The organism is Halopseudomonas oceani, assembly GCF_963677335.1.
In the GTDB taxonomy this organism is placed as follows: domain Bacteria; phylum Pseudomonadota; class Gammaproteobacteria; order Pseudomonadales; family Pseudomonadaceae; genus Halopseudomonas; species Halopseudomonas oceani.
The window spans coordinates 399,354-415,876 of the sequence record NZ_OY781932.1 but is presented as its reverse complement, the minus strand read 5'-3'; the positions used below and the strand labels follow the sequence as shown (position 1 = coordinate 415,876).

Genomic DNA, 16,523 nt, shown 5'->3' with positions numbered 1-16,523 from the left:
GGAGCACCGTCTGCCGCTGCTGTTTGCCATCGATGCGCAGATCAATATTACGGATGGTTTTTGCTACGCGCTCGACTGCAAGTGATCAGCGGGCGATGACTACTGTGCCGGTCATATTGGCTGCAGCTCCGGCTGTGGTGGGGATTAAGTGGTCGGCAGTGTCGGTCCAGTCGGCCTTGGACAACAAACCCGGCACGGTGGCCGGGTTTGTTGTTTGCGCTGAGGGTTACTTCCTCGCTTCGGCAAAGTTCGCCTGAATGCGCTGCAGCAGGTAGTCGGCCGCCGAGATCGGCGGGTATTTGCCAGCCGGAGTCTCGATCATCACTTCCTTATTGGCCTGGCAGAAGAACGCCATGCTGTAGCGCGGACCGCGGTATTCGCCGGGCTTGGGCATGCGCACGCGGTGCAGGGTGGACTTGAGCTGATCGTCGCTCCAGCGCATCAGCATGTCACCGATGTTGCAGGTGATGATGTCGTCACGCGGGATCACGCTGCTCCACTCGCGGTTGTCGCCGGCGCCTTCGGCGTCCTTGCCCGGGCTGACCTGCAGGCCGCCCTGGCCTTCCTTCTGGAACACCATGGTCAGGCAGTCGAAATCGGTGTGCGCACCGGCGCGCCACAGGCTTTCGTCCAGGTCTTCTTCCGGCATCGGCAGGTAGTGCAGCAGCCGCAGGGTGCTCTGGTAATCAGGCAGGCTGCGGTCGTGGGCCTTGGTGAAGAAGTCGCGGGCAAAACCCAGGCGTTCCGCGAAGCAGGACAGCACGTCCATGCCCAGACGCCAGGCGCGGTATTCGAAGTCCAGCATGATGCGCTGGAACTCGGGCACCACGGTCTGGTTGGGCCACAGGTCATCCATGTGCGGCAGGGTGATCTGGTAGGACTCTTTCTGGTCTGCCGTGCGGGTCGAGGGGCGCACCTGCGACATGAACTCCCAACCGGCGTTCAGGCCCTTCTTCAGCGGAAAGCGGGCTTTTTCGTCGTTGGACAGGGCGAAAAAGGCTTCGGACAGCGCGAAGGCGCTTTGGACTAGTTTCACGTCCAGACCATGATTGACCAGCTGGAAGAAGCCGACTTCGGTGGCGGCGCTCCAGAGTTGGTCGGCGATCTCGCTACGGCGGTTCTCAAAGTCGGTCAGGTCGATCAGCGGAACGTCGCGGACGGTTTCCTTGCCCATGCCGCCGAGGGTGCTTTCCAGCTGCAGTTCTTTCAGACCGTATTCAGGGGTTGTTGCGGTTGTCATGTTGAATCTCCGAGTAGTCCCATTGGGGGCAAATGGTGCGGAGAATGACGCTGGCGGGGGAGTCGGAAAGAGGCTGTGGCCTGTCAGTCCGGCGTCCGCCGCGCAATGCGCATTGTCCGCTAACTGAGCAATGACCTGGGGTGTTGCCCCCTGACAGCTTCTACTCACGTTGCCGAGGATAGTCCTGCGGCACAAATACTCAAGCAGATTTTGCGCCAACATGGTCGAATCCCTCCCAACGCGCCGGTTGTCGCGGCCCTGCGCGTTTTGTTCAGGTTGCGGCTGCCGTGCAGGTTGCACCGTGATTGCGCAAAAGCTGACCACTTGCACCGGATTTGGTCGTTCTGCCCGACCTGCTGGCATCGCGTGGCTGATGGCATGGGGGCTGTAGCGGGTCTGGCAGTTGGTCAAAAAATTGCACTCCCTGCTACAGCACCGCATGCTGCGGTCACATCAACACAACGCAACAGAGTAGAAGCGGTCAGGGGCGTGAGGCATTGATCCGTGCTTCCCTAGCTCCGGGACATTGCTCTTTGGCAGCAATAGAGGAGCAGTACCTTCATGGCTTACCTGATCAAGAACGCCCAGGCCGTCTTTTCCCCCACAGTGGCTAACGCCACCGATATTCGCATCAGCGACGGCAAGATCACCGAACTCGGCCGCGACCTTGCGCCGGGCGCAGGTGAAACCCTGATCGACGCCCGTGGCTGCGTGGTCTGGCCTGGCCTAGTCAACACCCACCATCACCTTGCCCAGTCGATCATGAAGGGTGTGCCGGGCGGTTTGAACCAGAACCTCAACGACTGGCTGGGCTCCGTACCCTACCGCTACTGGCCGAAGGTCACTCCGGAGCTGATGTATCACGCGGCGCGCTTGGGGCTGTACGAGCTGCTGCGCTCGGGCGGCACCACCTGCGCCGATCACCATTACCTCTACCACGCCACCACCAGCCCCGAGCTGGAAGACGCCGTCTGGCGCGCCGCCGACGAGCTGGGCATGCGGATGGTGCTGTGCCGCGGCAGCGCGACCTCGGTGGGCAGCCATCACGGCATGCTCGAACACGGTATCGCTCCAGAAACCATCGAGCAGATCATCGAACGCCTGGATGCCAGCCGGGTTCGCTATCATCAGGATGGCGGCGACGTCATGCGCAAGCTGGTGGTTGCGCCGACCAGCCTGATCCACTCCAGCGACCCGGACGGCCTGCGCGAACAGGCGGCCTATGCCCGCGAGTTCAAACTGGGCATGCACTCGCACCTGCTGGAAGTGGACTTTGACGAAGTCGCCTCGCTGCAGAAATACGGCAAGCGCGCAGTGGATTACGCCGGTGATTGCGGCTGGCTGGGCGACGACGTCTGGTTTGCCCATCTGGTCCATTGCGACGACTACATCATCGACCGTCTCGCCAGCACCGGCACCGGCATCGCCCACTGCCCGACCTCCAACTGTCGTCTCGGCAGCGGCATCGCCCCGGCGATCAAAATGGAACAGGCAGGTATGTCGATAACCCTTGGTGTCGATGGCTCCGCCTCGGCCGAATCCGGCTCCATGCTGCAGGAGCTGAACCTCGCTTGGTTGATTCACCGCGCCGTGCACGGCCCGGAAGCGACCACACTGGAACAGGTGCTGAACTGGGGCAGCCGCAACGGCGCCAAGCTGCTGGGTCTGGATGACGTCGGCGAAATCACTGTCGGCATGGCTGCCGATCTGGTGCTGTTCGATATCAACCAGCCACGCTTTGCTGGCGTCCACAGCCCGCTCACCGCGCCGCTGATGTGCGGCGAACCGGCCAGCGTCAAATACAGCTTTATTCAGGGCCGCCCGGCGGTCGATAACGGCAATATCTGCGGGCTGGATGAGGCCGAGCTGACTGCGCGGGTGCAAGAGTCGGTGGCGCAGCTGATTCGGAGCTGATTCTGGGGGGGCCGAGTTCCAACTCGGCCAGCGCGTTGTCGTGATTCACTAAAGCGATAGGCACCCAGCATCTATTAGCTGCGATGTCGCGACGTTCGTAGGGCCACGGCACGCCGTGGCCGTGCGTTCCCCGCCACTGCACCGTTGGCACGCTCCCTACGCCGCCTTCTAGCTCGCCTTTCGCCTTTTTCGGCGAGCCAAGGGAGCGGCTTGCACAGCCCCCTTAACGATCTCCCGGGCACCCGACTACGCGGCCCTTCGGGTTCGCTGCGTTGCTCAGGCTGACGGGGAGACCTCGCCGGCCACTCAAGAACTCGGCTCTTCGAGCCTCAGACATCCTATGACTCCTTTTCCCGTCAGCCCTGCGCTACTCGCCCGCGTAAACGGGACTGGGGTCCGTGCATGCGCCACGTTCGTATTTGCGCGGCAGGGCCGCGCTACTTGAGCAAGCCTTTAGCCGTATTCAGGGTTGGCAAACGCGCCTTGCAGTAGCACTATCAAATCACCGCACTTCTCGCGGCCCCATCGGGAGGCATGGATGCTACATAGACTCGACACACTTCACCTCGAATACCCGACAGCGCGATCGCCTGCGCGCAAGCCAACACCGCCGACCAACGGAACATTAAGCCTCGCGCGGCTTAACGTTCCGCAATCGCGGCAGAGCGCTGCTAAACCATTGAAATACAATAAAATACGAGGCCGCTCTAATCCGGCGCTATGCCGCGTATTAAAGTTAGCGCGATCTAATCACTGTTATGTTTTCAGGAGAGTTCGTGCGTAGAGAAGATATTCAGGACGAGTTGAAAGATATTGCATTCGACTTCTTCTACTGGTTCTCTCGATTTGAGTTTGCACTTAAAGAGAACAAGCTACTCAAACGTAATGGCGTTGGGGAAAATGCTGAGCCAGGGTGGGATGCCTTCATTGAGTGGTACGCAGATATTTTCAAACATTCTGATCAGACACGAGTGTTGCTGGAGTTAAATCCAAAGCGACAGAAGGTAGGCCCGCATTCGGCTGTGGAGTGGAAAGAAGTTGGTATGAGTGACTGTCGGTCAGATCTTTGCAGGGTTGTCCGCCTTCTCAAAACTGTTCGGAACAATCTATTTCACGGTGGAAAGCACGGTGCTGATGGCTGGGATGACCCCGAGCGAACCAAAAAGCTGTTGTCGACCGGAAAAGTCATCCTAGATCAACTGGCTGCCATGGCCGATTTTGAGGCTGACTACACACAGTACTATTGAAAACATAACAATCGGCTGTTGTAGCCCCTTCGGGGCTGGGACGGCCTTTCCGCCGCTGCGCGGCTACAAGTCCGCCCCAAAGCCGGGCGTTATGTTTTAAGAGAGTTATGAAGAAAGTTACGATTTACATTGATCACTTGGACGATGACGCAGATTTTGTTTTTATGAAAAAGTGGCTAGCGAAATGGGAAGTAGAAGTAACCATTGCTGACTACTCTACCGGAGGGTGGGAACACTGTTGGGATTTAGAAGCACCGGAAGAAGCTATTCAAGAAATTCCAGAGGATTGGCTCTGTGCAAGTGACTGGGCCACTCCAAAGATATTTGATAAAAAATGAGTAAGAAAAGAAACATAACAAATAAAGGCAGCATCGCCCTATGGGCTGGACGCGCTAATGCGCGCCGCTGCTTCGGGCGTTAACTGTAAATCATGTATCGAACACCAGAATTGAAGATTGAAATTAAGTCAGGGATGGATATTGGTGAAATCCACTCTCTGCTTTCGGAAGCATTAGAATTTCCCGATTACTACGGTAAGAACTGGGATGCTTTTGATGAATGCATCAATGACGATGAAGCATCAAATCCTCCAGTAAAACTGATAGTCAAAGGGTGGGATCATTTCGTTCGCGAACACCTTAAAGATGCAAAGTTATTCTGGGCTTGCTTCGAGGAACGAACAGATACCAAGAAACCTACAGAGGTATTAGTAGCCCCAAGAGCATGCCCTTGTTGCGGCTATTTGACGTTATCCGATTGGGTCAGTGGCTCCTGGGAGATATGCTCTATGTGTAGCTGGGAAGATGATGATGTTCAATTCCGCAACCCAGACTATGAGGGTGGCGCTAACCGAGAATCATTGAACCAAGCGAGAGCTAAGTTTAGTGGTAAGCAAGTACAAAAAGAGATAGTGAGGGACTTTCGTGCCACATACAGTTAACAAGACAAAGCACGCGGACATGGCAAAGCTGTCACCTTTTTTGTTCCAAAAAAGTCGCCAACTTCACCATGCCGGTGTTTGAGGCGTTAGGCAATTGATCATGAGCCATCAACATATCCAGAGTGCAATAGCGGAGTACGCTCAAGCCTATGAGCGCTTGCAGAGACTCCAAGAGTCTATGCCCTCGATTCCTGGTGGAGATCAAAAGACTGGATGCATAGGCGAGTACTACGCATACCTCTATTTGCTATCACTGCACGATGAAAAGCTATTGAGCTATGGCAGCCACAGTGAGAAAGGCTGGGACATTAAAATTGCGCTGAATAAGCCTCAGCGAATACAGGTAAAAACAGTATCGGCCTTTTCAAAAACCAGAACAATATCCCCGATACACAAAGGTTGGGATGAGTTATACATCATCTACCTAAGTAAAAATCTTCAACCGGAAGGTTTCTGGATTATCAAAGACAAAACTATTTTTGGCACGAAGCATAAAATCACCAGCGCAAAGTGCAGAAATCCGAACAAAACAAAAACTGGCTCAGCAATTATCCCGTTCGGAGAGAACCGTATTACCGAGTTGCGTGCAGCACTTGAACGTGCAACAAATGCCTAACAAATGGTTCAAGTCGCTCGCTTCGCTCACTCGGGACCGGCTAAAGCCGGCCCCTTAACCAAACGTTATGGCGAAAAGTAACTGAGTCTCAGGAGAGTTAGAATGAATGACCTAAAGAAAGAGCTAGCAGTTGCGGAACAGTATCTTACGGAAATGCTGGAAGCTGATCGAGTCGGTGACTACGAGGGATTTATCCGTCGGTTCGATAAAATCGATTTAGAAGGCTTTGGTGAGGATATTTTTCTAAAAGATACAGAGCTAATGCGAGAGGAATTAGGCGTTTATCAAAATCGATTTTATCTTGGTTCTCTAAATGGCTTTAAAGATGACAATCATCCAAGATGCTTGAGGTTTGTGTGGCGTGCAATATATGAAAAAAATGAAGCTCTTATTGTCGTAGGGATTCATGAAAAAGATGGTGTTTGGTATGTCAATGAAAACACTATTTCCAAATAAATCTAGATTGCAGATACTGTCTATCGCTCTGAGCGCCAGCCATAACAAGTTGCTGCTACGGAAAATTTACTCGCTGTCGCTCCTAAATTTCCGCAGAGCAAGGCGTTAGCATACTTAAGGAAGAGTTATGTATCCGCCAGCACATCCGCACGATCAAATACAGAATTTATACCCTGGCGTATTTATGCTGCATGGCAGCATAAAGATGGGACCCGGAATGAGAATGAACAGAAATATGATCATTCTACAAAACGGCCAGGAATTAACACTAATTAATCCAGTTCGCATGAACGAGGAAGGCCTTGCAGCTTTGGATCTACTTGGTAAGGTGAGCAAAATAATCAGACTTGGTGACTTTCACGGTCTTGACGATGAGTTTTACCTAAACAGATATGGATGTGAGTTCTGGGCTCAGCAAGGCCAGGAAACATACAAATCACCAAGCCCAACAAAAATTATCAACTCAAGCACTACTGGGCCTATCAACAATTCCGAATTTTTCATTTTTGAATCTGCCATTTTTCCAGAGGCAGCGCTTCTCATTAAAGAGCACAAGCTACTTATAACCACTGACAGCATTCAATATTATTCTGATTGGAGCTATTTCTCGTGGTTTACAAAAATTGCATTTAAATTGCTAGGTTTCAAAACGGGTCTAAATATTGGCGGGCCTTGGTTGAAACGCGTAACGCCAAAAGGTGAAACGCTCAAAAAAGATTTTGAGGCTCTGTTAACGCTCGACTTTGAGGCTATTATTGCTGCACATGGCGCACTGGCTAAAAATGGTGCCAAAGAACTACTAAAAGCCGAAATGAGTAACGTGTTCACGTAAGCTAACAACTGGTTCAAGCCGTTCGTTTCGCTCACTCGGGACCGGCTAAAGCCGGCCCCTTAACCAAACGTTAGCCTAAAGGGCCACATGACTATTACTCTAGCAGCGATACTCTCACTCATTTCAGGCCTCATAGGTGCGGTCTTTGGCCATGTTCTGTCCGAGAAAAAGAGCCGGAATGATGAGTTGGCGAAGATGCGCTTGGACGCCTATACGGACTTTTTGAAAGCCACTTCACTGCTAGTGTCTGCTAGAAGGGCCGGTCGAACCCAGGACGAGATGACTGAGCTTGGGGCGCTCAACGATGCCAAGGCTCGGATCTGTGTATGTGCCGATGCGGGCGTAGTGGAGGCCTTGGAAAGCTTTTGGTTGCAAGGCGGCACCCTTGAGAAGGAGCAAGAGACTCTTGCCTACACACAATTGTGCAGAGCGATGCGTGAAAGCTTGGGGAGGGACCGTCTTTCATACCAAATCCGTTTATCTGACGTACTTTTTAGGCTTGAACCCTCCACCTACTCATATCGGGGAAAGGTTGGTCAGGGTTAACAAGAAATTATACATACAAGGTGGACTTCCCCCCGCTTCGCAGTCTTGGTCGGCTGAACTCAGGCGTATATGTGTTTAACTTATGGGTGTAATATTTAGTGTAATGAAAATAGTAGGGCTGATTGGCTTGCTATTTTGGTATTTGTTTCTCGCACCTAGCTGGGTCCGCGAGTGGTCAGAAAATGCCTTGCTATTCATTCAATCCGCTGTGTTTTGGTGTGTTGATGTTGCGGTCAAGTCTATTGATATCGCAGTACACCTTTTTCACTGGCTCGGCAGATTTTTTGTTGTGATGATTTTTGTCGGTGCGGCAATAACGTTATCTGACAACATTGCGGCGATATTTGATCTGAGATTCTTGCGGTCAAGTGGCGTTGTTTTTGAAATGACGAGATTGTTTGAGGATAAAATTACCTGGGTTGCTTCTACGGCAATAGTGGCGACCACCGTCGCACTGGGTCACTTCAAGACGCTCGATCTGAACTACCAAAAACACAGGGAGGAGGTCCGGGCAAAACTACGAGAGAACCGTGCTCGTAAGCAAAACACCTAACCAAGCCAATTACGGTGATGGTGCTTCCGTTGTGGCTTTGCCCCCACTCCAAAGCCTACGCGACCTTCTGGGTTACCGTCCCTGCTTTTATCCGCAAAGCGGCAGGTTGTGTTTGACCGGGCAGGACAAGGCCGAGCTGGCTGCGCGGCTGCGGGAGTCGTTGGCGTAGCTGATTAGTTGCGCGCTCGCCCCAAGAGGAAGGTCGAGCGCGCGCGTGCCGTTAGTCGGTGGATTCGAGCTGTTTTAACGTCGTACCGCTGCTGTCTTTCCAGGCCGTTCTGCCGTTTGCTGTGCCGCCGTGAATCACTGCGGCAGCGGCGCTGGGGCTGCTAAATTCGTGGTTCCTGGCGAAGAGCAGATGGCCTGATGCGGGTATCAGGACTCCGTCTTTGATCAGCTGTGCGCGGGTGTTTACAACCCAGGGGTAATCCTTTGCCGAGGGTCTGAGCTTTTCCGCCGCTTGCGATTCGGCAAAGACCACCATCCCGTTGGGCGTGAGGTGGCCTTGCGCTTTTAGCCCGCTGACCTCGCAGAAGAGTGGTCTCGCTTCTTCCTTTGATTGTCCTTCGGAGGCGATGGGAACCAGCACTTCGACGCCGAGTGCCGGGAGCAGCTGTTCGATCTTCTTCAGGAAGATCTCCATATCTGCCCGGTCTGACTCCGGCAGTTTTGAGCTGGTGGCCTGCGAGTTGGTCAGGCTGGCCCGCCCCGCCTGCTTGGCCAGTTCAATCAGACGGCCCTCAAGATAGCGAATGTGGGATTTGGTCAGGTTTTCGTCTTTGCTGGTGAAGTAGATAACGTGATTCCAGAAGTCCTTTTCCAGGTGCTGTTTCAAGCGCGATTGAATGGACTCTGCTTCGCCGATGTACACCGCAGGCCCACCGGACTTTGGGTCAACGCCGGTGAGCAGATATACGCCAACGTTCTCGGCTTCCTCTCGTTTTAGCAGTTGATCCAGCTCCGTCCTGGGGCCGGCGACGGCCTTACCAGACCAGTTTGAGATTTCGCCAGTGCGAAGGCGCTTTGGATCGCCATGGGGGAGGTAAATTTTGATGGTTGCACTGGGCATTTTAGATTTCCGTTTGCTTCGCCTAGATGTCCTTCCGTAAGAGCAGTGCGCAGTGTTCTGTGCCTACCAACTGGGTTCGATAGTGCTATTGCTGGGCGGGTTTGCCAAGCTTAAATCAGGCGCATGGCTGGGTGCTTGAGTTTGCGGGGGCGTATGCACCTTTCAAGTTTGCATCTGCAAAGCGCCTGAGTACAGGCGATAAAAAACCCGAGCAATGCCCGGGTTTTTGTTGCCTGCAGTCACCGGCTGCGTGTGATGGGCACGCTGCCGATGCGCTGCATGCGCTTACTGCGGAATGGTGGCGGTCATGCCTTCGACGTACCAGTCCATGGTGGCCAGTTCTTCGTGGGTCATTTCCACACCGTCGGCTACCCGCAGGGTGCCGCTCTGGTCCTTGATCGGGCCAGTGAAGGGGTGGAATTCGCCGCTGCCGATGGAGGCGATCATGGCGTCGACCTTGGCGCGTTGTTCTTCTGTCAGGCGGTCGCTGATGGACTCGACCTTGATCACACCATCGTGGATGCCGCCCCAGTAGTCAGCAGACTCCCAGTTGCCGTCCATCACCGCCTGAACGGTGTTGATGTAGTACGGGCCCCAGTCGTTGACCACGGAAAGCAGGTGCGCTTCAGGTGCAAAGTGGCTCATGTCGGATGCCTGGCCAACACCCCATACGCCGCGTTTCTGGGCAGCCAGCAGCGGTGCTGGGCTGTCGGTGTGCTGGATGATGACGTCAGCGCCCTGGTCCATCAGGGTGTTGGCGGCGTCAGCTTCCTTGGCCGGATCGAACCAGGTGTTGACCCAGACGACCTTCAACTCGACATCCGGGTTGACTGCCTTGGCGCCCAGGTAGGTTGCGTTGATGTCGCGGATGACTTCCGGGATCGGGAAGGAGGCGATGTAACCCAGCACGTTGCTCTCGGTGACCATGCCGGCAGCAGTGCCGGTGACGTAGCGGCCTTCATAGGTGACGGACAGGTAGGTGCCAAGGTTGTCGGCGCGCTTGTAACCCGTGGCGTGCAGGAAGGTTTTGTCCGGGTAGTCGGCGGCGACGCGGGCGGTGGCGTTCATGAAGCCGAAGGAGGTGGTGAAGATAACGTCGTTGCCGGCCTGGGCCAGACGACGGATGGTGCGCTCGGCATCGGCGCCTTCGTTGACGTTCTCGACGAAGGTGGTCTGCACCTTGTCACCGAAGTGCGCTTCCAGTTCCTTGCGGCCCTGATCGTGCTGGTAGCTCCAGCCGTGGTCACCGATGGGACCAACATAGACAAAACCGACTTTCATCGGGTCTTCTGCTGCGATGGCCTGCAGCGGCATGACGAGGGCTGCCGCCAGAGCGAGTGTGCGTTTGAAACTCATGAGTGCTTCTCCTGGGATCTAGTTGTTGGCGACCGTTCCGCGTCCGTTGGAGCGGGGCCGATCTTTCCCTGCAGCAAAAAACTGGCCATTTGTTCAGGAAATGACGAAAAATTTTAGCGTCCGAGGGCCTTTGCTGCCAGTGCGATGTTTCCGCAGGAGATTCGCCGTGGCTGTGGGCGCGCAACGCAGCAAGGGCTGCACGACAATGGTGCGGCCCTGCGCTGCGTGCACCGAGTCGGTCAGCCTTGCGGCAGCGCCAGCCAGCCGCCGTGCAGGCTAGCGACGTGGGTCAGACCGTGCTCGCGGAGGATATTGGTAGCCAGTGCCGAACGCTTGCCCGAGCGGCACAGCGCGACCACCGGCAGCACGTTTGGTACCTCGGCAACTCGGTCGTGCAGGTTGCCGACCGGGATCTGCAGGGCGTTGCCCAGGTAGGTTGGCAGCGGCTCCTGTTCGTACTCGTTGGGCTCGCGCACGTCCAGCAGGGTCAGCTCCTTGCGGTGGGCCATCAGCCATTCGAGATTGATCTCGGGCACACCCGCGTAGGTAATGCGCAGGTCATCGCACCATTCCGGCTGCAGCGGCAGCTGATCTTCCGGCGGCCGGCCGCTGCGCAGGTTGGCTGGCACAGCCTCGGCGATTCGCTTGGGGTGCGGCAGGCGCAGGGCATCCATATAGCCGACAAAGTCGTTCTCGTTGGCCTCACCGCCAACCCGCGCATTGAAGGCGCGTTCCTCGCCGATGCTGCTCTGGGTGCGGCCGTTATAGTCGTGGGCCGGGTACACCTCGCAGCTGTCGGGCAGACTGAACAGCTGTTCGGTGATCGAGTGATACAGCGTGTGCGGGTTGCCCTGCTGGAAGTCGCTGCGGCCGCAGCCGCGGATCAGCAATGCGTCGCCGGTGAACACCATCGACTGGTCGCTCAGCACGTAGCTCATGCAGCCGTCGGTATGGCCGGGGGTGGCCCGGGCTTCCAGCTCAACGCCCTGGACGCCGAAGCGCTGGCCGTGGTGCAGGGGCAGGTCGACGTATTCGGCGTTAATGACGGCGGCGGAGGCAATCTGGCAGCCGGTCTTCTGTTTCAACAGCCAGGCTGCAGTGACGTGGTCGGCGTGGGCGTGGGTGTCGACCACCAGCTTGAGGGTCAGGCCCAGCTCCTGCAGTAACGACAGGTCACGGGTGGTCTGCTCGAAGACCGGGTCAATCAACAGGGCCTCACCGCTGACGGTGTCGCCAAGCAGATAGGTGTAGGTGGAGGAAGCAGCGTCGAACAGTTGGCGAAACAGCATGGTCACCTCACGGCATTACATTTAAGGTTAATACAATATATAAAAACATAGATTGAAAGTAGCGCCAGTGCAAGCCCAATAACTGCGGCGGGCCGTCGCATGGCAGAAAAAGCCAACAATATGGCTGAATCTGCCGAGGATTGGCCGCCATGTAGCGTTTTGTAGCTCTATAATGCGACAGCTGTTTTTCCCGTCTTTTTGCCACCTACTTCACAGGTTACCTATGGATTGCGTCGCCCGCTGGATTGCCACAGGTCTCTCGGCCATTGCCCTTACCGTCTCTCTCTCCGGTTGTTCCGAGCCGCCCGCACCGGTGGCGGACAAGCCGCGACCGGTCAAGCTGTTTACCGTGGTGGACCCGGGCGCCGAGCGCATCCGCGAGTTTCCGGCCCGGCTGAAGGCGCCGGAAGAGGCGCAGTTGTCGTTCCGGCTGGGTGGCGAGTTGCAGGCTCTCAAGGTGCATGAGGGCCAGGAGGTCAAGCAGGGTGAGCTGATTGCCCAGCTCGACGATACCGACTACCGGCTCAAGCTGAGTGACCGTCAGGCCAGCTACGACCTTACCCGCAGCCAGTTGACCCGGATGGAGCAGTTGGTTGAGCGGCAGATGGTGTCGCAGGCCGAATACGACCAGCGCAAGGCGCAGTTCAACTCGGCTGAGGCGGCGCTCAATCTGGCTCGCCAGGAATTGGCCTATACCCGCATCAACGCGCCGTTTGATGGGGTGGTGGCGCGTACCCATGTGGAGCAGTTTCAGGTGGTGCAGCCGAATCAGCCGATTGCCACCCTCTACAGCGGCGACAGCATGGACGTGGTGTTCCAGCTGCCGGAGAACCTGCTGAGCAATCTGCGCCGTGACTTGCAGCCCGCCGAGCTGCGTTCCAAGGTGCGACTGGACAACTACCCCGAGGCGTTGATCGACGCTGACTACAAGGAGTACGCCAGCCAGCCGGACCCCTCGACCCTGGCCTATGACGTCACCCTGAGCATGCCGATCCCCGATGGGCTGGTGTTGCTACCGGGCATGAGCGCCACGGTGATCGTCAACTTTGCCGAGATCAGCCGGAACGCCGAGATTCCGATAGTGGTGCCGGTCGAAGCGGTATTCAGTCCGGACAACGAAGACAGTGAACACCGTCAGGTCTGGGTGGTGGTCGAACAGGACGGCACGCTGCAGGTCCGTGCCCGCGCCGTATCGGTGGGGCAACTGACCCGCGACGGTATCGAAGTGTTGTCGGGGCTGGAGGCCGGTGAGCGGATTGTTGCTGCCGGTGGCAATGAACTGAGTGAAGGTCAGCAGGTGCGCCCCTGGGTTCGTGAGCGGGGGCTGTAATGAATATTGCCGAATACTTCATCAAGCGGCGGGTCACCAGCTGGCTGGTGGCGCTGCTGCTCGGCATTGGCGGGATTATTGCCTTTCTTGACTTGGGCCGGCTGGAAGACCCGGCCTTTACCCTGAAGATGGCGATGGTGGTCACGCCCTACCCCGGCGCCTCGCCGCAACAGGTGGAGGAAGAGCTGACCTATCCGCTGGAAAATGCGATCCAGCAACTGCCCTACATCGACACCATCACCTCCACCAGCAGCGCCGGGCTGTCGCAGATCATGGTCGAGGTGCAGGCGCAGTATGGCGCGCACGAGTTGCCGCAAATCTGGGACGAGATGCGCCGCCGCATCAACGATCTGCGTCCCAATCTGCCGCCCGGCGTCAGCGAACCGCAGATTCAGGATGACTTCGGCGACGTTTACGGCACCTTTTTCATGATCAGCGGCACTGGCTACGACTATCGTGAGCTGCGTGACTACGCCGATTACCTGCGCCGCGAGCTGGTGCTGGTGAAAGGCGTCGGCAAGGTCAGCCTTGCCGGCGTGCCGCAGGAAGAGGTGCATCTGGAAATCTCCCGTGCCCAGATGACCGCGCTGGGGATTGCGCCACAGCGCATCTACGACCTGCTCAGCCGCCAGAATGTGGTGTCGGACGCTGGCCGCATGCTGGTCGGCAGTGAGTCGATTCGGCTGCATCCGACCGGTGAGTTTCAGGATGTCAGCGAGCTGGAGCGGCTGATCATCAGCCCGCCCGGCAGTTCCAAACGGGTCTATCTGGGGGATGTCGCGCGCATTACCCGGGGCTTTGCCGAAACCCCGACCAGCCTGTACCGCGCTCAGGGGCATCCGGCCCTGGGGCTGGGCGTCTCCTACGCTGCGCACGTGAATGTGGTGGATGTGGGTAACGCGGTGGCCGCGCGGCTGGCCGAGCTGGAACAGGACCGCCCGGCCGGCATGCAGGTGACCATGTTCTACAACCAAGCTGCCGAGGTAGAGAACTCGGTTGGTGGCTTTGTCTGGAACTTCCTCGCGTCGGTTGCCATTGTCGTGGTTGTGCTGCTGGTGTTCATGGGCCTGCGCAGCGGCCTGCTGATCGGTCTGGTGCTGGCGCTGACGGTGCTGGGCACCTTTATCTTCATGCAGGTGCTGAGTATCGAGCTGCAGCGTATTTCGCTCGGTGCGCTGGTCATCGCGCTGGGGATGCTGGTGGATAACGCCATCGTGATTGTCGAGGGTATTCTGGTCGGCCGCCAGCGTGGCCAGACCACCCTGCAGTCCGCGGGCGATATTGTGCGCCAGACCAATCTGCCGCTGATGGGCGCCACCGCGATTGCGATCATCGCCTTTGCCCCCATCGGCCTGTCGGACGACTCCACCGGCGAGTACTGTCTGTCACTGTTCCAGGTGCTGATGATCTCGCTGACGCTGAGCTGGATTACCGCCATCACCCTGACGCCTTTCTTCGCCAGTCTGTTCTTCCGTGATCAGCCGTCCGGTGACCAGTCGGCCGAGGTCGAAGACCCCTACCGTGGCATCGTCTTTGTGCTCTACCGCAAGCTGCTTGGCAACGCACTGCACCACCGGGTGCTGACACTGGTGATGCTGGGCGCGCTGCTGCTGGCGTCGGTATTCGGCTTCAGTCAGGTGCGTCAGGCGTTCTTCCCGCCGTCCAATACGCCGATGTTCTTTGTCGATGTCTGGCTGCCCAAGGGCAGCGACATTCGCTACACCGAACAGGTGATCGCCGAGATGGATCAGTACGTGCTCGCGCAGGACGGCGTTACCGAGGTGACGTCCACCATCGGTCAAGGCGCGCTGCGCTTCATCCTCACTTACTTCCCTGAGCGCATCCATAGCAACTACGCCCAACTGCTGGTGCGCACCGAGCAGCGCGAGCAGATTGCCCCGCTGATTGCCGAGCTGGAAGAGTATTTCAAACAGCAGCACCCGACCGCCAAGGTCAAACTCAAGCAGTTGATGCTCGGCCCGGGCAGCGACAGCAAGATCGAGGCGCGTTTCACCGGCCCCGACCCTGAGGTGCTGCGTGCCCTGGGCGACCAGGCGATCGCCATCCTCAAGGCCGACCCGGTCGCCGATGCCGTGCTGCACAACTGGCGCGAGCGCACCAAGCTGGTACGCCCGCAGTTTGCCGAAGCGCAGGCGCGTGAGCTGGGGGTCGACAAGCGAGACCTGGACACCCTGCTGAAAATGAACTTCAGCGGCGTCAACGTCGGCTTGTACCGCGACGGCACGCGCATGCTGCCCATCGTCGCCCGTACCCCGGCAGACGAGCGGCTGGATGCCAGCACCCTAAACGACCTACTGGTCTGGAGCTCGGTGCGCAGCACCTACATCCCGATCTCGCAGGTCGTCAGCGGCTTTGTCACCGACTGGGAAGACCCGCTGATCCTGCGGGAAGATCGCAAGCGCACCCTGACCGTGCAGGCCGACCCGAGCATCATCAGCGGTCAGACCGCCGCCGAGCTGTTCGCCCGTGTGCGTCCCCAGATCGAGGCGATTGAGCTGCCGCGCGGCTACAGCCTGGAGTGGGGCGGTGAATACGAGAGTTCGCGTGATGCACAGAAGGCCGTGTTCGGCAGCCTGCCGCTCGGCTACCTGGCAATGTTCCTGATCACCGTGCTGCTGTTTGACTCGGTCAGACGGGCTGCGATCATCTGGCTGACCGTACCGCTGGCGATCATTGGCGTGACCCTCGGCTTTTTGCTTACCGGCATCCCGTTCGGCTTTATGGCGCTGCTGGGCTTTCTCAGTCTGAGCGGCATGCTGGTCAAGAACGGCATCGTGCTGGTCGACGAAATTCGCCTGCAGATCGACTCCGGCAAAGAGGCCTACAGCGCCTTGGTAGCCTCGGCCATCAGCCGGGTACGCCCGGTGTCCATGGCCGCGCTGACCACCATCCTCGGCATGGCCCCGCTGCTGACCGACGCCTTTTTCCAGAGCATGGCCGTGGTCATCATGTTCGGTCTGGGCTTTGCCACCATCCTCACCCTGGTGGTGCTGCCGGTGATCTACAGCCTGTTCTACAAGATCCCGGTCGAGGGGCGGCGGGTATAAGCGGCTGAGCGGTATCTGACACTGACGCTCCAACCAAGGCAGACCAGCCCACGGCTGACGCGACCGA

At 57.3% G+C, this 16,523-nt stretch carries 14 protein-coding genes; 10 read left to right on the top strand and 4 right to left on the bottom strand.

Features of this window, described 5'->3' with window-relative positions; all coding sequences use genetic code 11:
• Positions 1 to 226: 226 nt before the first annotated feature.
• Complete coding sequence (locus tag ACKPCU_RS01865; protein WP_321349431.1) at positions 227 to 1,240, bottom strand: isopenicillin N synthase family dioxygenase; 1,014 nt, start codon at positions 1,238 to 1,240, stop codon at positions 227 to 229.
• A 561-nt stretch (positions 1,241 to 1,801) separates the two neighbouring features.
• Here ACKPCU_RS01865 and ACKPCU_RS01860 point away from each other — a divergent pair.
• The 8 genes from ACKPCU_RS01860 (at position 1,802) to ACKPCU_RS01825 (ending at position 8,344) form a co-directional block, all read left to right on the top strand.
• Positions 1,802 to 3,154 (top strand): amidohydrolase family protein, encoded by a 1,353-nt coding sequence (locus ACKPCU_RS01860; protein WP_321349429.1) that lies wholly within the window; start codon positions 1,802 to 1,804, stop codon positions 3,152 to 3,154.
• Between the two features lie 776 nt (positions 3,155 to 3,930).
• The gene (locus tag ACKPCU_RS01855) at positions 3,931 to 4,401 is read left to right on the top strand and encodes a hypothetical protein (RefSeq protein ID WP_321349427.1); all 471 of its coding nucleotides are present in this window, start codon (positions 3,931 to 3,933) and stop codon (positions 4,399 to 4,401) included.
• 107 nt (positions 4,402 to 4,508) lie between these two features.
• Complete coding sequence (locus tag ACKPCU_RS01850; protein ID WP_321349425.1) at positions 4,509 to 4,739, top strand: hypothetical protein; 231 nt, start codon at positions 4,509 to 4,511, stop codon at positions 4,737 to 4,739.
• A 110-nt stretch (positions 4,740 to 4,849) separates the two neighbouring features.
• A complete protein-coding gene (locus ACKPCU_RS01845) occupies positions 4,850 to 5,341 on the top strand; it encodes a CPCC family cysteine-rich protein (protein ID WP_321349423.1) in 492 nt (163 codons plus the stop codon).
• A gap of 100 nt (positions 5,342 to 5,441) precedes the next feature.
• Complete coding sequence (locus ACKPCU_RS01840; RefSeq protein ID WP_321349422.1) at positions 5,442 to 5,957, top strand: hypothetical protein; 516 nt, start codon at positions 5,442 to 5,444, stop codon at positions 5,955 to 5,957.
• Between the two features lie 102 nt (positions 5,958 to 6,059).
• A complete protein-coding gene (locus ACKPCU_RS01835; RefSeq protein WP_321349420.1) occupies positions 6,060 to 6,413 on the top strand; it encodes a hypothetical protein in 354 nt (117 codons plus the stop codon).
• A gap of 127 nt (positions 6,414 to 6,540) precedes the next feature.
• Positions 6,541 to 7,245 carry a hypothetical protein gene (locus tag ACKPCU_RS01830; RefSeq protein WP_321349418.1) on the top strand — a complete coding sequence of 235 codons (705 nt, stop codon included), beginning with the start codon at positions 6,541 to 6,543 and terminating at the stop codon, positions 7,243 to 7,245.
• A 649-nt stretch (positions 7,246 to 7,894) separates the two neighbouring features.
• Positions 7,895 to 8,344 (top strand): hypothetical protein, encoded by a 450-nt coding sequence (locus tag ACKPCU_RS01825; RefSeq protein ID WP_321349416.1) that lies wholly within the window; start codon positions 7,895 to 7,897, stop codon positions 8,342 to 8,344.
• Between the two features lie 220 nt (positions 8,345 to 8,564).
• On the opposite strand, the gene ACKPCU_RS01820 is transcribed toward ACKPCU_RS01825, so the two are convergent.
• The 3 genes from ACKPCU_RS01820 to ACKPCU_RS01810 all read right to left on the bottom strand — a co-directional run bounded on the left by ACKPCU_RS01820 (position 8,565) and on the right by ACKPCU_RS01810 (position 12,058).
• A complete protein-coding gene (locus ACKPCU_RS01820; RefSeq protein WP_321349414.1) occupies positions 8,565 to 9,413 on the bottom strand; it encodes a GIY-YIG nuclease family protein in 849 nt (282 codons plus the stop codon).
• Between the two features lie 285 nt (positions 9,414 to 9,698).
• Positions 9,699 to 10,769: a BMP family ABC transporter substrate-binding protein gene (locus ACKPCU_RS01815; protein WP_321349412.1), complete on the bottom strand. Its 1,071-nt coding sequence runs from the start codon at positions 10,767 to 10,769 to the stop codon at positions 9,699 to 9,701.
• Between the two features lie 239 nt (positions 10,770 to 11,008).
• Positions 11,009 to 12,058, bottom strand: coding sequence for an MBL fold metallo-hydrolase (locus ACKPCU_RS01810; protein WP_104739896.1), 1,050 nt, complete (start codon positions 12,056 to 12,058; stop codon positions 11,009 to 11,011).
• 223 nt (positions 12,059 to 12,281) lie between these two features.
• Here ACKPCU_RS01810 and ACKPCU_RS01805 point away from each other — a divergent pair, with 223 nt between their 5' ends.
• Together ACKPCU_RS01805 and ACKPCU_RS01800 are read left to right on the top strand one after the other, a co-directional pair.
• The gene (locus ACKPCU_RS01805; RefSeq protein ID WP_104739895.1) at positions 12,282 to 13,388 is read left to right on the top strand and encodes an efflux RND transporter periplasmic adaptor subunit; all 1,107 of its coding nucleotides are present in this window, start codon (positions 12,282 to 12,284) and stop codon (positions 13,386 to 13,388) included.
• On the top strand, positions 13,388 to 16,456 hold the full coding sequence (locus ACKPCU_RS01800; protein WP_321349408.1) for an efflux RND transporter permease subunit: 3,069 nt from the start codon (positions 13,388 to 13,390) through the stop codon (positions 16,454 to 16,456). The genes ACKPCU_RS01805 and ACKPCU_RS01800 overlap by 1 nt, the downstream gene beginning before the upstream one ends.
• Positions 16,457 to 16,523: the final 67 nt, after the last annotated feature.

What these genes read in the sequence shown, in the direction of transcription:
- ACKPCU_RS01850 (WP_321349425.1), top strand. Translation starts at nt 4,509, where the DNA reads ATGAAGAAAGTTACGATTTACATTGATCACTTGGACGATGACGCAGAT.
- ACKPCU_RS01840 (WP_321349422.1), top strand. Translation starts at nt 5,442, where the DNA reads ATGAGCCATCAACATATCCAGAGTGCAATAGCGGAGTACGCTCAAGCC.
- ACKPCU_RS01830 (WP_321349418.1), top strand. Translation starts at nt 6,541, where the DNA reads ATGTATCCGCCAGCACATCCGCACGATCAAATACAGAATTTATACCCT.
- ACKPCU_RS01835 (WP_321349420.1), top strand. Translation starts at nt 6,060, where the DNA reads ATGAATGACCTAAAGAAAGAGCTAGCAGTTGCGGAACAGTATCTTACG.
- ACKPCU_RS01815 (WP_321349412.1), bottom strand. Translation starts at nt 10,769, where the DNA reads ATGAGTTTCAAACGCACACTCGCTCTGGCGGCAGCCCTCGTCATGCCG.
- ACKPCU_RS01860 (WP_321349429.1), top strand. Translation starts at nt 1,802, where the DNA reads ATGGCTTACCTGATCAAGAACGCCCAGGCCGTCTTTTCCCCCACAGTG.
- ACKPCU_RS01865 (WP_321349431.1), bottom strand. Translation starts at nt 1,240, where the DNA reads ATGACAACCGCAACAACCCCTGAATACGGTCTGAAAGAACTGCAGCTG.
- ACKPCU_RS01810 (WP_104739896.1), bottom strand. Translation starts at nt 12,058, where the DNA reads ATGCTGTTTCGCCAACTGTTCGACGCTGCTTCCTCCACCTACACCTAT.
- ACKPCU_RS01805 (WP_104739895.1), top strand. Translation starts at nt 12,282, where the DNA reads ATGGATTGCGTCGCCCGCTGGATTGCCACAGGTCTCTCGGCCATTGCC.
- ACKPCU_RS01800 (WP_321349408.1), top strand. Translation starts at nt 13,388, where the DNA reads ATGAATATTGCCGAATACTTCATCAAGCGGCGGGTCACCAGCTGGCTG.
- ACKPCU_RS01825 (WP_321349416.1), top strand. Translation starts at nt 7,895, where the DNA reads ATGAAAATAGTAGGGCTGATTGGCTTGCTATTTTGGTATTTGTTTCTC.
- ACKPCU_RS01820 (WP_321349414.1), bottom strand. Translation starts at nt 9,413, where the DNA reads ATGCCCAGTGCAACCATCAAAATTTACCTCCCCCATGGCGATCCAAAG.